Origin of the sequence: Cellulophaga omnivescoria (assembly GCF_001999725.1) — a bacterium.
Classification (GTDB): Bacteria; Bacteroidota; Bacteroidia; order Flavobacteriales; family Flavobacteriaceae; genus Cellulophaga; species Cellulophaga omnivescoria.
In genome coordinates this window covers 102,610-117,057 of the sequence record NZ_MDDP01000002.1, presented here as the reverse complement: position 1 = coordinate 117,057, position 14,448 = coordinate 102,610, and the positions used below count along the sequence as shown (strand labels likewise).

At 32.7% G+C, this 14,448-nt stretch carries 11 protein-coding genes; 10 read left to right on the top strand and 1 reads right to left on the bottom strand.

Annotated elements, in window-relative coordinates; translation table 11 throughout:
• The first annotated feature begins 53 nt into the window (after positions 1 to 53).
• The 8 genes from BFJ87_RS01480 to BFJ87_RS01445 all read left to right on the top strand — a co-directional run bounded on the left by BFJ87_RS01480 (position 54) and on the right by BFJ87_RS01445 (position 11,035).
• Positions 54 to 1,286, top strand: a complete 1,233-nt coding sequence (locus tag BFJ87_RS01480; RefSeq protein WP_077398940.1) for an LVIVD repeat-containing protein — start codon at positions 54 to 56, stop codon at positions 1,284 to 1,286.
• Positions 1,287 to 1,404: 118 nt separating this feature from the next.
• The gene (topA, locus tag BFJ87_RS01475; RefSeq protein ID WP_077398938.1) at positions 1,405 to 3,921 is read left to right on the top strand and encodes a type I DNA topoisomerase; all 2,517 of its coding nucleotides are present in this window, start codon (positions 1,405 to 1,407) and stop codon (positions 3,919 to 3,921) included.
• A gap of 6 nt (positions 3,922 to 3,927) precedes the next feature.
• Positions 3,928 to 5,085, top strand: a complete 1,158-nt coding sequence (locus BFJ87_RS01470) for a formimidoylglutamase (RefSeq protein ID WP_077398936.1) — start codon at positions 3,928 to 3,930, stop codon at positions 5,083 to 5,085.
• A 114-nt stretch (positions 5,086 to 5,199) separates the two neighbouring features.
• Positions 5,200 to 6,558 carry a T9SS ring complex lipoprotein PorK/GldK gene (porK, locus tag BFJ87_RS01465; RefSeq protein WP_077398934.1) on the top strand — a complete coding sequence of 453 codons (1,359 nt, stop codon included), beginning with the start codon at positions 5,200 to 5,202 and terminating at the stop codon, positions 6,556 to 6,558.
• 62 nt (positions 6,559 to 6,620) lie between these two features.
• On the top strand, positions 6,621 to 7,274 hold the full coding sequence (porL, locus tag BFJ87_RS01460; protein WP_077398932.1) for a type IX secretion system motor protein PorL/GldL: 654 nt from the start codon (positions 6,621 to 6,623) through the stop codon (positions 7,272 to 7,274).
• A gap of 51 nt (positions 7,275 to 7,325) precedes the next feature.
• Complete coding sequence (gene porM / locus BFJ87_RS01455) at positions 7,326 to 8,885, top strand: type IX secretion system motor protein PorM/GldM (RefSeq protein ID WP_077398930.1); 1,560 nt, start codon at positions 7,326 to 7,328, stop codon at positions 8,883 to 8,885.
• A gap of 78 nt (positions 8,886 to 8,963) precedes the next feature.
• On the top strand, positions 8,964 to 9,863 hold the full coding sequence (gene porN, locus BFJ87_RS01450) for a type IX secretion system ring subunit PorN/GldN (protein ID WP_034646186.1): 900 nt from the start codon (positions 8,964 to 8,966) through the stop codon (positions 9,861 to 9,863).
• Positions 9,864 to 9,973: 110 nt separating this feature from the next.
• Positions 9,974 to 11,035 (top strand): NAD(P)/FAD-dependent oxidoreductase, encoded by a 1,062-nt coding sequence (locus BFJ87_RS01445; protein WP_077398928.1) that lies wholly within the window; start codon positions 9,974 to 9,976, stop codon positions 11,033 to 11,035.
• Here BFJ87_RS01445 and BFJ87_RS01440 read toward each other — a convergent pair.
• Entirely contained in the window at positions 11,004 to 11,417 is a 414-nt protein-coding gene (locus tag BFJ87_RS01440) for a DUF983 domain-containing protein (protein WP_077398926.1), read from the bottom strand. The two genes, BFJ87_RS01445 and BFJ87_RS01440, sit on opposite strands and share 32 nt — an antisense overlap.
• Before the next feature lie 65 nt (positions 11,418 to 11,482).
• On the opposite strand from BFJ87_RS01440, the gene BFJ87_RS01435 reads away from it, so the two are divergent.
• Together BFJ87_RS01435 and BFJ87_RS01430 are read left to right on the top strand one after the other, a co-directional pair.
• Positions 11,483 to 13,393 (top strand): ABC-F family ATP-binding cassette domain-containing protein, encoded by a 1,911-nt coding sequence (locus BFJ87_RS01435; RefSeq protein WP_077398924.1) that lies wholly within the window; start codon positions 11,483 to 11,485, stop codon positions 13,391 to 13,393.
• 156 nt (positions 13,394 to 13,549) lie between these two features.
• The gene (locus BFJ87_RS01430) at positions 13,550 to 14,434 is read left to right on the top strand and encodes a leucine-rich repeat domain-containing protein (protein WP_077398922.1); all 885 of its coding nucleotides are present in this window, start codon (positions 13,550 to 13,552) and stop codon (positions 14,432 to 14,434) included.
• The last annotated feature ends 14 nt before the right edge of the window (positions 14,435 to 14,448 follow it).

Genomic DNA, 14,448 nt, shown 5'->3' with positions numbered 1-14,448 from the left:
AACCTTTGCGTTTGTTCTGTATCTATTTTGTAACAACCAAAAAAGATATAAGAATGAAAAAGCATTTCTTTTTATTACTAAGCCTTGTAAGTGTATTTTGTAGTTGTACAGATCACGAAGATGATGGTAAATATGCAAATTTTTTAGTGGCTAAGCCATTAAAAATTAGCTTGTCTGAGTTTGAAGACAGCGGCGATATTATTGCCCCTAAACCTATAGAAGAATCTGGTAAAATATATGCCTATAACAACTATATTTTTGTGAACGATAAATACAAAGGTGTACACGTAATAGATAATAAAAATCCAGAAAACCCTATAAAAATTGCCTTTATAAAAATAGCAGGTAATGTAGATATTTCAGTAAAAGACAACTATTTGTACGCCGATAGTCTAAGAGATTTACTGGTTTTTAATATAGCTAATAAAGATAATATTAAACTTGTAAATAGGTTAAAAAATGTGCTGCAGGACAATATTATTTGGCCTATGGCCGATATTTATGAGTGGGAAAATGCAACTACAGAAGATGAGGTGTTAGTAGGCTGGGAAGTGGTTACAGAACGTAGGTTAAAAGAAGAGGTGCAATTAATGTTTGAAGATGTAGCATTAAACAACACAGCAGACGCTCGCAATACGGGTCAAGGAGGTTCATTGGCACGTTTTAAAATTGTAGAAGATTATTTATATGCAGTAGATAACCATAATATTAATGTATTTAATATTCAAAATTTAGAAAACCCTTTAGACTTAGATGATATATATGCTGGTTTTGATATAGAAACTATTTTTAATAGAGATAATCATTTATTTTTAGGAAGCAAAAGTGGTATGTATATATATGATATTACAAATCCACAAACACCAACGTTTGTCTCAGAATTTCAGCACGGTACAGCTTGTGATCCTGTTGTTGTAGACGGAGATTATGCATATGTAACTTTACGCGGTGGTAATACCTGCGGGGCAACAGAAAGTGGTTTATACATAGTAGATATAAGTACTATTACAGATCCGGTTTTAACAAAGCAATACCCTTTAGACGGCCCTTATGGGTTGGGAATAAAAGGTAATACTTTATTTATATGCGATGGAGAGTCTGGTTTAAAAGTTTATGATAAAACAGATGTAGACAAGCTAAAAGAAATTAATCATTTTAAAGATATAGTTGCTTTTGATGTAATACCTAAAGAAAATAACTTGTTAATGGTAGGAGATAATATTCTGTATCAATACAAATATTTAAAAAATAATATAAGCTTGTTAAGTAGCTTAAATCTAGATTAATTTAATACAAAAACAGACAAAAGATCGCTAATTTATGCGGTCTTTTTTTGTTGGTTTCTACCTTATAACGTATTAAATAAAAAAATTGCTATACTTTTGTACAACCAAAAACCAAAAAATGGCGAAGAATTTAGTAATTGTAGAGTCACCTGCAAAAGCAAAAACAATAGAGAAATTTTTAGGAAAAGATTACAAGGTAGAGTCTAGCTTTGGACACATTGCGGATTTACCGTCTAAAGAGTTAGGAGTAGACGTAGAAAACGATTTTACCCCTAAGTATGTTGTAGACAGTGAAAAGAAAAAACTTGTAAAAAAACTTAAAGATTTAGCAGACAAAGCAGAAGTTATTTGGCTTGCAAGTGATGAGGATCGTGAGGGAGAAGCTATTTCTTGGCATTTGGCAGAAGAATTAAAACTAGATAAAAATAAAACAAGAAGAATTGTTTTTAACTCTATTACTAAGTCTGCAATACAAAAGGCAATAGAAAACCCAAGAGAAATAAATTATAACTTGGTAAATGCACAGCAGGCACGTAGAGTTTTAGATAGGTTGGTTGGTTACGAATTATCTCCGGTGCTTTGGAAAAAAATTAAACCAGGACTTTCTGCAGGTCGTGTGCAGTCTGTAGCGGTAAGGTTAATTGTAGAAAGAGAAAGAGCAATAGAAGCTTTTACGCCAGAGGCTTCATTTAAAGTAGTTGCAGAGTTTAAAACAGAATCTGGTAGTAGTTTTTCTGCAAAAATTAATAAAACATTTTCTAGTAAAAAGGCAGCACAAGATTTTTTAAATAAAAATATTGGCGCTAATTTTTCTATAGCAAACTTAGATAAAAAACCAGCTAAAAAATCTCCTGCAGCGCCATTTACAACATCAACCTTACAACAAGAGGCTGCACGTAAATTGTATTTTTCTGTAGGTAGAACAATGCAAGTTGCACAACGTTTATATGAGGCAGGTTTAATAACCTATATGAGAACAGATAGCGTAAACCTATCTAAAGAAGCTTTAGATGCAGCAAAAGAAGCAATCATAGAAAACTACGGTGAAGAATATAGTGAGGTTCGTAATTATGTAGGTAAAACCAAAGGTGCACAAGAAGCGCATGAGGCGGTTAGGCCAACAGATATGAAAAGGCAATCTCCTTCATTAGAAAGAGACCAAGCAAGACTTTATGAGCTTATTTGGAAACGTACTTTAGCTTCACAAATGAGTGATGCGCAATTAGAGAGAACTAATGTAAAAATACAGGCAGATAAACATAAAGAAGAATTTACTGCTAATGGAGAGGTTATTAAGTTTGATGGTTTTTTAAAGGTATATTTAGAGGGCCATGATGATGAAGAAACAGAGGAGCAAGAAGGTATGTTACCAGCAATGAAAGTTGGAGAAACATTACTTAACAACTACATTACAGCAACAGAACGTTTTTCTAGAGCGCCGTACAGATTTACAGAAGCATCTTTAGTTAAAAAACTAGAAGAATTAGGTATAGGAAGACCGTCTACTTATGCCCCAACAATTTCTACAATACAAAACAGAGGCTATGTAGAAAAAGGAACTATAGAAGGTGTAGAGCGTAAGTATACACAATTGGTGTTAGAGGCCAATAATGTACAAGAAAAGAACTTAACAGAAACGGTTGGATCTGATAAAGGTAAAATGGTGCCTACAGATATAGGAATGATTGTAACCGACTTTTTGGTAAATCATTTTGAAACCATTTTAGATTATAATTTTACAGCTAAAGTAGAAGAAGATTTTGATGAAATTGCAACAGGAGATGAAGACTGGGGTAAAGTAATGAAAGACTTCTACAAAGATTTTCATCCTAAGGTAGAAGATGTAGAGCAAAATGCAGATAGAGCAAGTGGTGAACGTATTTTAGGTACAGACCCAAAAACAGGTAGGCAAGTTTCTGTGCGTTTAGGTAGGTTTGGACCAATGGTGCAAATAGGTACTGCAGAGGAAGAAGAAAAACCACAATTTGCTAGTTTATTACCAGAGCACTCTTTAGGTACAATTACTTTTGATGAAGCAATGGAGCTTTTTAAACTGCCAAAAGATTTAGGTACGTATGAAGGAGAAGAAGTATCTGCAAACGTTGGTAGGTTTGGTCCTTACGTAAAATTTGGTAAAAAGTTTATCTCTATGGAAAAAGGAGAAAGTGCTTTAGATATTACCAAAGAAAGAGCAATAGAATTAATTAAAGAAAAACAAAAGGCAGATGCACCAATAGCTTCTTATGAAGATATGGAGGTTACTAAAGGTGTAGGGCGTTTTGGTCCGTTTATAAAGTGGAACGGGATGTTTATTAACGTAAATAAAAAATACGATTTTGATACACTTTCTTATGAGGATATTGTAGAACTTATTGAAGCTAAAAAGCAAAAAGAAATAGATAAGCTAATACAAGAATGGCCAGAAGAAGGTATACGTATAGAAAAAGCAAGGTGGGGTAGACACAATGTTCTTAAAGGTAAAATAAAAGTAGAATTGGCTAAAACAGTAGATGCTACTAAAATTACTTTAGAAGAAGCTAAAGCAATGATAGAAAAGAAAACCCCAAAGAAAAAAACCAAGGCAAAAGCAAAACCTAAGGCAAAAGCAAAAGCAAAACCAAAGACTAAGAAGTAAAAATATATGGCGTTCGATTTTTTGACTCCAGTGGCAGATAAAGTAATAGCTCATTGTGAGCTATTACCGTCGCAAGCATTAGGTAAAAAAATATACAAACACACAAAAAAAGACGGATTGCCAGTTTTGGCAATGGCATCTATAGCAATAATAGGTGTTAATGAAGCCAGAAATGCTTTTGAGAAAAAAGCAGAAGCACTAGATTTATCTAGTGTTAGATTAGAACTTTACAAACTAATGGTAGGCAATTGGAACGCTACCATTATAGATCTTGGAGATGTAGAACCAGGAGAAAAGGTAAGCGATACTTATTTTGTGGTAAAAGAAGTTGTTGCTGGTTTAATAGAAGAAAACATTGTGCCAATAGTAATTGGCCCTACACAAGACTTAACATACCCCTGTTACAGAGCTTTTGATGGACTCCGGAATATGATTAACCTAGTAAATATAGATAGTAGGTTTGATTTTGGAGATCATGAAGAGCTTATCTCTTCTCATTCCTATATGAGTAAAATTATAACAGATAAGCCAAATAACTTATTTAATTTTTCAAATATTGGCTACCAAAGCTATTTTAACTCTCAAGAAGAAATAGATTTAATGGAGCGTCTTTTTTTTGATGCATATCGTTTAGGGGAGGTAACTTCAGATATTACCTTGGTAGAGCCAATTCTGCGAAATGCACATATTGTTAGTTTAGATGCACGAGCTGTGCGCGCAAGCGAAATGGGAATGTTAAATAATTTTTCTCCAAACGGATTTACAGGAAGAGAAATTTGTGCCATTGCAAGATATGCAGGTATAAGTGAAAAACTATCTGTGTTTGGGGTTTTTGAAAGTGAAAATTCTAATCAGTCTTTTCAGTTAGTAGCCCAGATAATATGGTATTTTATAGAGGGTTTTAACTTTAGAGTACAAGAGTTGCCATACTTAAATAAAGAAGCATTTACAAAGTATATAGTTCCATCAGACTTAGAGGAACTTGTTTTTTATAAAAGTAATTTAACAGAAAGATGGTGGGTAGAAGTACCATCAATTTTAAATTCATATAATAAAAACGAAATGCCTGCGTTATTACCCTGCACCAAGGCGGATTATGTTGAGGCTACCAACCAAAACATTCCAGAAAGGTGGTTTAAGGCATTTAAAAAAGGCCTCAATTAAAAAAATTACAAAATAACGTGTCTTAATACAATATTTCGTTTAAAACGCTGTTTTAATGTTTGAATATATATGTTTAAGAACTAAATATCTTAAATCGAAATTTAACCTATAATTATGAAGAAACTATTGTTAATGTCCATGGGATTTGTTCTTTTACTTGGCAGTTGTGGTAAGTCAGGAACAAAAGGAGAATTGGTAGGAGCCCAAGGAAAAAAATGGTATCCGGAGAAACCTTATGGTATGGAATTGATCCCAAGAGGATCTTTTATCATGGGTAAAACAGAAGAAGACCAAGCGCAGGTTTTAAATGCGCCAACTAAAACTGTTACAGTAACTTCTTTTTATATGGATGATACTGAAATAACAAATAGTGAGTATCGTCAGTTTGTAGAATGGGTTAAAGATTCTATTACAAGAACAAAATTGGCAATATTAGCAGATGAGTTAGGCTTAAGTCCAGAAGATGGTGGTATTGGAGATTATGCATTTAAAGATGCAGATACAACTAAAATGTCTGAGTACGATAAGTATATGATGGATAACTACGGAGGTGGTGGTCCATTAGGTTATGAAGGTAGAGCTTTAAATAAGGACGAAAAACTTATTTGGGACACTTCTGAATTTCCAGATGAGTACTATGTAGAGGTAATGGATAAATTATACATACCTGAAGAAGAAGCATACAACGGCCAACGTACTATAGATGTTACACAACTTATATATAAGTATAGTTGGATGGATATTGACGCAGCTGCAAGATCTAAAACTGGAAGCAGAAAAGATTTTATAAAGCAGACTGAGTTACCAATATACCCAGATACAACTGTATGGATTAAAGATTTTGAATACTCTTACAACGAGCCAATGCACAACGACTATTTTTGGCATGATGCATATAGCGAATATCCTGTAGTAGGTGTTACTTGGGACCAAGCAACAGCTTTTTGTAACTGGAGAACAAAATTAAAGAACGACGACCAAAAAAGTAGAGGTAAACAACCAGTTAACAAATTTAGATTACCTACAGAAGCAGAGTGGGAGTACGCTGCAAGAGGTGGTATTGAAGGTGGTATGTACCCATGGGGTGGTCCTTATGTAATTAGTGACACAGGTTGCTACATGGCAAACTTTAAGCCACAAAGAGGAGATTACGCTGCAGATGCAGCATTGTATACAGTAGAGGCTAAATCTTATGAGCCTAACGACTTTAACTTGTATAATATGGCTGGTAACGTGTCTGAATGGACAAGCTCTAGCTACGACCCAAGTACTTATGATTTTGTTTCTACAATGAATCCTAACGGAGGAGATAGTGGAAACGCAAGAAGAGTAATACGTGGTGGTTCTTGGAAAGATGTTGCATACTTCTTACAAGTGTCTACAAGAGATTATGAATACAGAGATTCTGCCCGTAGTTATATTGGCTTTAGAACTGTACAAGATTACATGGGAGAAGAAGATTCTACCAATTAATAACCGAATAAATTTAACCTTAAATACTTATAATTAATAAACCCAAATTAAAATTAGAAATTATGGCACAGTCAAAATCAACAAAGAAATTATTTAATATGGCCTATGGCCTTGGAGCATCTGTAGTAATTATAGGAGCATTGTTTAAAATTCTTCACTGGGAGTTAGGTCCATTAAACGGTGGTGTATTATTAGCAATTGGTCTTATTACAGAGGCACTTATTTTTGCCATTAGTGCATTTGAGCCAATTGAAGACGAATTAGATTGGTCTTTAGTTTACCCAGAATTAGCAGGTGGTGAAGGATCAGCAAGAAAGAAAAACGAAACTTTAGAAGTAAAAGAAACAGAAGCATCTTTATCTAAAAAATTAGACGAAATGTTAAAAGAAGCTGGTGTTGATGCAGAATTAATGGGAAGTCTTGGTAACAGCATTAAAAACTTTGAAGGTGCTGCTAAAGGAATTGCTCCTACTGTAGATGCAATGGAATCTACTAGAAAATATTCTGAAGAAATGGTACAAGCCGCTTCACAAATGGAATCTTTAAACAGCTTATATAAAGTACAATTAGAAAGTGCTAGCAGACAAGCTTCAATTAATGAAGAAGTAGTACAAAACTCTTCAGCATTAAAAGATCAGATGGAATCTTTAGCTACTAACTTATCTTCTTTAAACGGAGTGTACGGTGGTATGTTATCAGCAATGAGTAAAAACTAATTAGTTAATACTTAACCCCAAATCAATTATTAACTAAAATTAGTAGAAAACATGGCAGGAGGAAAACAGTCACCACGTCAGAGAATGGTAAACTTAATGTACTTAGTGTTCATTTGTATGCTGGCGTTAAATATGAGTAAAGAAGTTCTAGCTGCATTCGGCTTAATGAATGTAAAGATGGAAGCTTCTAACAAAAAAACAGCAGAAAATAACGTAGCTTTTTTAGAAGGTCTTGGAACAAAGGCTGAGGAAAATGCAGCAAAATATGCTGAAGATTACAAAAAAGCACAAAAAGTACAAGCAATATCTCAAGAGTATTACGACTATTTAGAAGGTCTTAAGAAAGAGATGACTAAGAACGTTGAGGATCCTACAGATTACCAAGTTATGGATAAGTCTGATTATTTAGATCAAAAATTCTTTAGCGGAGAAAATTTAGCTCCAGGAGGTAAAGAGTTTATGAAAAGAATTAAAGACTACCGTGAGCAAGTATCTAGCCTTGTGCCAGATAAAATTAAAGGATCAGTACAAGCTAGATTTGAAACTGGTGATGCTAATGGTAAAGTAGAGAAGAAAGATAAAACCAAGCAAGATTGGATTAACTATCACTATGAAGGTTTTCCTTTAATAGCTTCTTTAACTAAAATTACAGCTTTACAGTCTGATATTAAAGCAACTGAAGAAGACGCTTTAAAAGCAATGTTAGAAGGTAACTTAACAGATCAAGTTTCTTTAAAGAAATTTAAAACATCACTTTTTGGATCTAAATCGGCATTTTATGCAGGTGAAAAGTATGATGGTAAAATTATAATTAGCAAAACTGATGATTCTTCTACTCCAGTAAGAGCAGAATTAACATTAGATGGTAGAAAATTAAAAGAAGGTACAGATTATCAGCTAGAGGCTGGAGGTGTAAAAATGTTAATTGGTGCTGGTAACCCAGGTGATCACGAAATAGCAGGTACACTTTTCTTTAAGCAAGATGGTGAAGAGGTTCCTGTAGAAGTTAAAAATTCTTTTGCAACTATATCTAAGCCAAGCGCAGCATTAATTGCAGCTGATAAAATGAACGTTGTTTACCGTGGTGTTGCTAACCCAATGACAATTTCTATACCTGGTATACCAAACAATAAAGTAAGAGCTTCTGCTCCTGGTTTAAAGTCTGTAAGTGGTAGCAAGTATGTTATGACTCCTGGTTCTGGTAGAACAGTAACAATTAAAGCTTCTGGTACATTACCAGATGGTAAACCGGTTAGTTCTTCTTCAGAATTTAGAATTAAAGATATACCAAGCCCAACAGGTTCTATTAGAGGAGAAACTGGTAGCGTTAAAATGCCTCGTAAAAACTTAGAAGTTTCTACAATTGGTGCAATATTAGAAGATTTTGATTTTGATTTAAATATTGGTGTAAGCGGCTTTAGCTTTAAAGTTCCAGGACAACCAACAATAAGAGTTAATGGTAGAAAATTAGACAGTAGAGCTAAGTCTGCATTAAAAAGAGCAAAAAGAGGTGATATGGTTCAGATATTTAATATCCAAGCTTATATTACAAATAACAAGAGTTACAGATTAAAGAAAGTTTCTAGTGTACTTGTAGAAATTACAAACTAGAATAAATGAAACTAATTGGTAAGTTGCTATTGCAAAATGGCAACTTACTTATAGCTTCAAAACAAAATTATTTAAATGATGAATTGGAAAAACATTTTAGTAGTAGGATTTTTAGCAGTGTCTTCAATATCTGCTATGGCGCAATCAAACGTATTGAATGCAAAAAAGCCAGAAGAAATAGGTGTAAAAACTGAGGCACAAATTAAAAAAGATAATGACGGACCTTTAAAATATGGTTACGTAGACGACAGAGATGTTTTATGGTCTACAACTGTATGGGAAGTTATAGATTTAGATGAGCGTGTAAACTTTCCATTATACTATCCTATAGATACAATTGATATAGGAAAGAACAGAAGGTCTTTATACCACGTTTTAATGAAAGCTATTAAAAGCGGAGAATTAGAAGTTTATGCAGATTCTTACTTTACTGAAAAAAGAAAGTTAGAAGATTTAAAAGCTTCTATGCAAAAAGTAGATACAACAGATTACGGTTATGACCAGTACAATGCTGGTGAAGAAGTATCTGAAGAATACATTAATAAAAGAGATCTTGTAGCTGCAGATTTAGAAGAGTACCTAATTAAAGGAATGTGGTATTTTGATAAAAGACAAGGTGAGTTAAAATACCGTTTATTAGGTATAGCACCAGTAGCACCAGATGTTAACTTTATAGATGATGAGTCTGTAGATATAGATGGTAATAAAATTCCTTTATTTTGGGTTTGGTACCCAGATGCCAGAGAAATATTACATAAAGCAAAAGTCTTTAACCAACGTAATTCTGCTAGTCCAATTTCTTTTGATATGTTGCTAAATTCAAGAAGATTTCACGCAACAATTTACAAAGAAGAAAATGTACACGGTGATCGTAAAATTAAAGATTATATTTCAGACAACGCATTGTTCCAGTTACTAGAGGCCAAAAGAATTAAAGAGGTTATTAGAGACAGAGAGCAAGATATGTGGAGCTATTAATAAATTGCTTTAGAATTCCAATTCAAAAAAAATAAGCAAACTCCCTAGAATATTTATTCTAGGGAGTTTTTTTGTGCTTTAAATTAAGCTACTTTATCTACTTTTGTTTTATGGTAAATTATTTAGTTGTAGGTCTTGGTTTGGCAGGTATCTCTTTTTGTGAAACACTAGCACAAAACAATAAAACGTTTAAGGTAATTGCAGACAACTCACAAACATCTTCTGTAGTAGCTGGCGGTTTATACAATCCAGTGATATTAAAACGCTTTACATTGGCTTGGTATGCTAAACAACAATTAGATATTGCTTTGCCATTTTACAAAGCATTAGAAAAAAAGTTACAAGTACAGCTAGATTATAAAATACCTGTAATACGTAGATTTGCATCTGTAGAAGAACAAAATATGTGGTTTGAAGCTATGGACAAACCTAGTCTTAGTTATTTTTTATCACCTAAAATTATTCAAAATAAAAATGCTAATATAGATGCTAATTTTGGCTACGGAGAGGTTTTGCACACAGGTAGAATAGATACTAAAGAGCTTTTATTTACCTATAAAAATTACCTAATTTCTAAAAATGCTTTGCTGCAAGAAACCTTTAATTTTAATGCACTAACAATTGAAGATGACTGTATAAACTACAAAGGCATAAAAGCAGAAAAAATAATTTTTGCAACTGGTTTTGGGCTAAAAAACAATCCATATTTTAATTATTTACCTTTAAATGGAACCAAAGGCGAGCTGTTAACTATAAAAGCACCAGATTTAAAGGAAGAAAGCGTTATTAAGTCATCGGTATTTATTATTCCAATGGGTAATAGTTTGTACAGAGTTGGCGCCACTTTTAATAGAGATGATAAAACTAATAACACCTCAAAAGCAGCAAAAGAAGAATTGCTAACCAAACTTACTACCTTTTTAAAGTGTAATTATGAGGTGGTAGACCATAAGGCAGGTGTAAGGCCAACGGTTGCAGATCGTAAACCACTTGTTGGGGAGCATCCTAAGTATAAAAATATTTTTGTATTAAATGGCTTTGGCTCTAGAGGAGTAATGGCTGGGCCGTATGCTGCACAACAATTATATAATTTTATAGAAAATAACCAAGCACTTACTCCCGAAATAGACTGTAAACGTTTTATAAAGAGGTATTTTGCTTCTGTTTCTTAAAATTAGCAATTGCATTTTTATCGTAATGTACAAACATATTAATCCAAATATTACGAGATAGCCTCATAATTATTGGCATAAACCCAATTAAGGTGCCAACTATGCAAATAAAACTTACTAAAAGACTTGTTTTAATAAATAAATACGAAATAAAAAAAGCAGCAACAGCAAATGCAATACCAACACCATAACTAACATACATTGCTCCGTAAAAAAAAGAAGGCTCCATTTGGTATTTAGTATTGCAATGAGAACAACGCTCGTGCATATCGTAAACATTAGCCAAATGATACGGATTTTTATCCTTATACATACTCTCAGAATGACATTTAGGACAAGTTCCTGTTAAAATACTGCCAAGTTTGTTTCCTTTTTTTAACATTTGCAAAAAGTTTTTACAAAAATACTATATTCTATAATTTTCATCTGTAACATTAGTCACAATTTATGCTTAATATTCACAATTTATCTGTCTCTTTTGGAGGAGAGTTTTTATTCGAAGAAATTTCTTTTAGACTAAATCCTGGAAACCGTGTTGGGTTAATAGGAAAAAATGGAGCAGGTAAATCTACACTGTTAAAACTACTGTCTAAAGAAATGCCAATAGATAGTGGTACAATAGCCGCAGATAAAGATGTAAAAATTGGTTTTTTAAAACAAGATATAGATTTTGTAGAAGGTAGGTCTGTTCTAGAAGAATCTTACCAAGCATTTGAAGAAATAAAGGCATTAGAGCTAAAGTTAGATGAAATTAATCATCAGCTAGCAGAACGTACAGATTATGAAAGTGAAAGTTATAGTCAACTAATTGTAGACTTAAATGATATAACGCATCATTATGAAATTCTTGGAGGTTACAACTACCAAGGAGAAACTGAAAAAGTATTACAAGGTCTGGGTTTTAACAGAGAAGATTTTGATAAAAAAACCGAAACATTTTCTGGCGGATGGCGTATGCGTATAGAGTTGGCAAAGTTACTATTACAAACCAATGATGTGTTGCTTTTAGATGAGCCTACAAACCATTTAGATATAGAATCTATTATTTGGTTAGAGCAGTTTTTAAAGGGCTATTCTGGAGCAGTGGTAATTGTATCGCATGATAAAATGTTTTTAGATAACGTTACCAACAGAACTATAGAAATTTCTTTGGGTAGAATTTATGACTACAATAAACCATACTCAGAGTATTTAATACAGCGTAATGAGCTTAAAACACAACAATTAAGCGCACAAAAAAATCAGGAAAAACAAATACAACAAACAGAAAAGTTAATAGAAAAATTTAGAGCAAAAGCATCTAAGGCAACTATGGCGCAATCTTTAATTAAAAAATTAGATAAGATTGATAGGATAGAGGTTGATGAGGATGATAATAGCGTTATGAATTTACGTTTTCCGGTATCTATAACTCCAGGAAAAATTATTGCTGAGATTGAAAATTTATCTAAAAGCTACGGAGATAAACAAGTTTTAAATAATATAGATTTATTAATTGAGCGTGATAGTAAAACTGCCTTTGTAGGGCAAAATGGTCAAGGTAAGTCTACTTTGGCTAAAATTATGGTGGGTGAGTTAGACTATAATGGTCATTTAAAACTTGGGCATAATGTACAAATAGGATATTTTGCTCAAAACCAAGCGGAGTATTTAGATGGTACCAAAACCATTTTAGATACTATGATAGATGCAGCTAATGAAACTAACCGTAGTAAAGTTAGAGATATTTTAGGGTCTTTTTTGTTTAGAGGAGATGATGTAGACAAGTATGTAAGAGTTTTGTCTGGTGGTGAGCGTAACCGTTTAGCGCTAGCTAAAATGTTATTGCAACCACTAAATGTGCTTGTAATGGATGAGCCTACCAACCACTTAGATATAAAATCTAAAAATGTATTAAAACAAGCATTACAAAATTTTGAAGGTACGCTAATACTTGTATCCCATGATAGAGATTTTTTACAGGGCTTAACTAACAAAGTGTATGAGTTTAAAGATCAAAAAATACGCGAGTACCTTGGTGATATAGATTACTACTTAGAGCAACGTAAGGCAGAAAACTTTAGGGCAATTGAGAAAAAAACTAAGGTAAAGCAAGAAGTAAAAAAAGAGGAAAATAAAAAAGTAGACTATAAAGATCAGAAAAAAATAAAGTCTTTAAAAAATAAGCTTAGTAATGTAGAGAGTGAAATTTCTACTTTAGAAAGCGCTATTAAAAAGATAGATGAAAAACTTTTATTGGAGTATGAAGCTACCATAGCTGAACCAGATTTTTTTGATAAATATGAAGCCAAAAAGAAAAAATTAAAACAACTTATGGCTACTTGGGAAGATTTAACTCTTAGCCTAGAAGATATGTAAGAAAAACAAGTATTTGTAAGTAGATTTGCTAAACCACAAAAAAAGCGCATTTCACAACAAAAATGAGCTAAGTGCCTGTATTTCATCTAATAATTTTGCCAGTTGTCTATAATTAGCTTCTCTTTGTATCACAATACCAGCAAAACTAGCATACAAATGAAAAAGAATTTTACTTACACAATTTTGGCTTTTGTAGCCATTACGTTGCAGGCGGTTACAGCACAAATTTCTTTAAAAGAGAAAGCGGTGTTAATAGATTTGTACAACGCTACAAATGGTAGTGAATGGACAACTAAATGGGATTTACAAAAACCTGTTTCTACATGGAAAGGTGTTTCAGTAAAAGATAATAGGGTTGTTGGTATAAATTTATTTAGAAACAACTTAGAGGGTACGTTGCCAAAAACAATTTCTAAATTAAAAAGTTTACAAGACTTAAATTTAGCCTTTAATAAAATAAACGGTGTAATACCAGAAACAATTACTAAATTAAAAGAGTTAAAAACGCTTCATTTAGAAATGAATATGTTAACGGGTGAATTACCTACCAAAATAGGTGAGTTAACTAATTTAGAAAACCTAATTTTATTTAACAACCTTATAAAGGGAGAAATTCCTAAAAGTATTGGGAAATTAAAAAACCTAAAGGAGTTTAACGTTTCAAGTAATAAATTAACAGGTATAATACCAGATGAGTTAGGAAGCTTAACCAAATTAGAGAGTTTAGGACTTTTTGAAAACACTTTAGTTGGCTTTGTACCAAGGGAATTAGGTAATTTAGTAGAGCTTAAAGAATTAGTTATAGCTAACAACCAATTAATGGGAGACATTCCTCAGGAATTTGGGCAATTGGTTAACCTTAAAGTATTACAATTACAAAACAATAAATTTAATAGTTTTAAAAGTTTAGACTTTATGCAGTCTAAAGAGATTTTAGTTTTTGATTTTGACGGAAAAAAACCAAGCTTACAGTTTAGAGATTTAAACACAGCTAAAACTGGTGTTGCAGAAACTGAGTTTGAAGAAGATAAAGAAGATTAGTTACTATATTAAGT

Coding starts and splice junctions, on each gene's coding strand:
- BFJ87_RS01480 (WP_077398940.1), top strand. CDS start 54: ATGAAAAAGCATTTCTTTTTATTACTAAGCCTTGTAAGTGTATTTTGT.
- topA (WP_077398938.1), top strand. CDS start 1,405: ATGGCGAAGAATTTAGTAATTGTAGAGTCACCTGCAAAAGCAAAAACA.
- BFJ87_RS01470 (WP_077398936.1), top strand. CDS start 3,928: ATGGCGTTCGATTTTTTGACTCCAGTGGCAGATAAAGTAATAGCTCAT.
- porK (WP_077398934.1), top strand. CDS start 5,200: ATGAAGAAACTATTGTTAATGTCCATGGGATTTGTTCTTTTACTTGGC.
- porL (WP_077398932.1), top strand. CDS start 6,621: ATGGCACAGTCAAAATCAACAAAGAAATTATTTAATATGGCCTATGGC.
- porM (WP_077398930.1), top strand. CDS start 7,326: ATGGCAGGAGGAAAACAGTCACCACGTCAGAGAATGGTAAACTTAATG.
- porN (WP_034646186.1), top strand. CDS start 8,964: ATGAATTGGAAAAACATTTTAGTAGTAGGATTTTTAGCAGTGTCTTCA.
- BFJ87_RS01445 (WP_077398928.1), top strand. CDS start 9,974: ATGGTAAATTATTTAGTTGTAGGTCTTGGTTTGGCAGGTATCTCTTTT.
- BFJ87_RS01440 (WP_077398926.1), bottom strand. CDS start 11,417: ATGTTAAAAAAAGGAAACAAACTTGGCAGTATTTTAACAGGAACTTGT.
- BFJ87_RS01435 (WP_077398924.1), top strand. CDS start 11,483: ATGCTTAATATTCACAATTTATCTGTCTCTTTTGGAGGAGAGTTTTTA.
- BFJ87_RS01430 (WP_077398922.1), top strand. CDS start 13,550: ATGAAAAAGAATTTTACTTACACAATTTTGGCTTTTGTAGCCATTACG.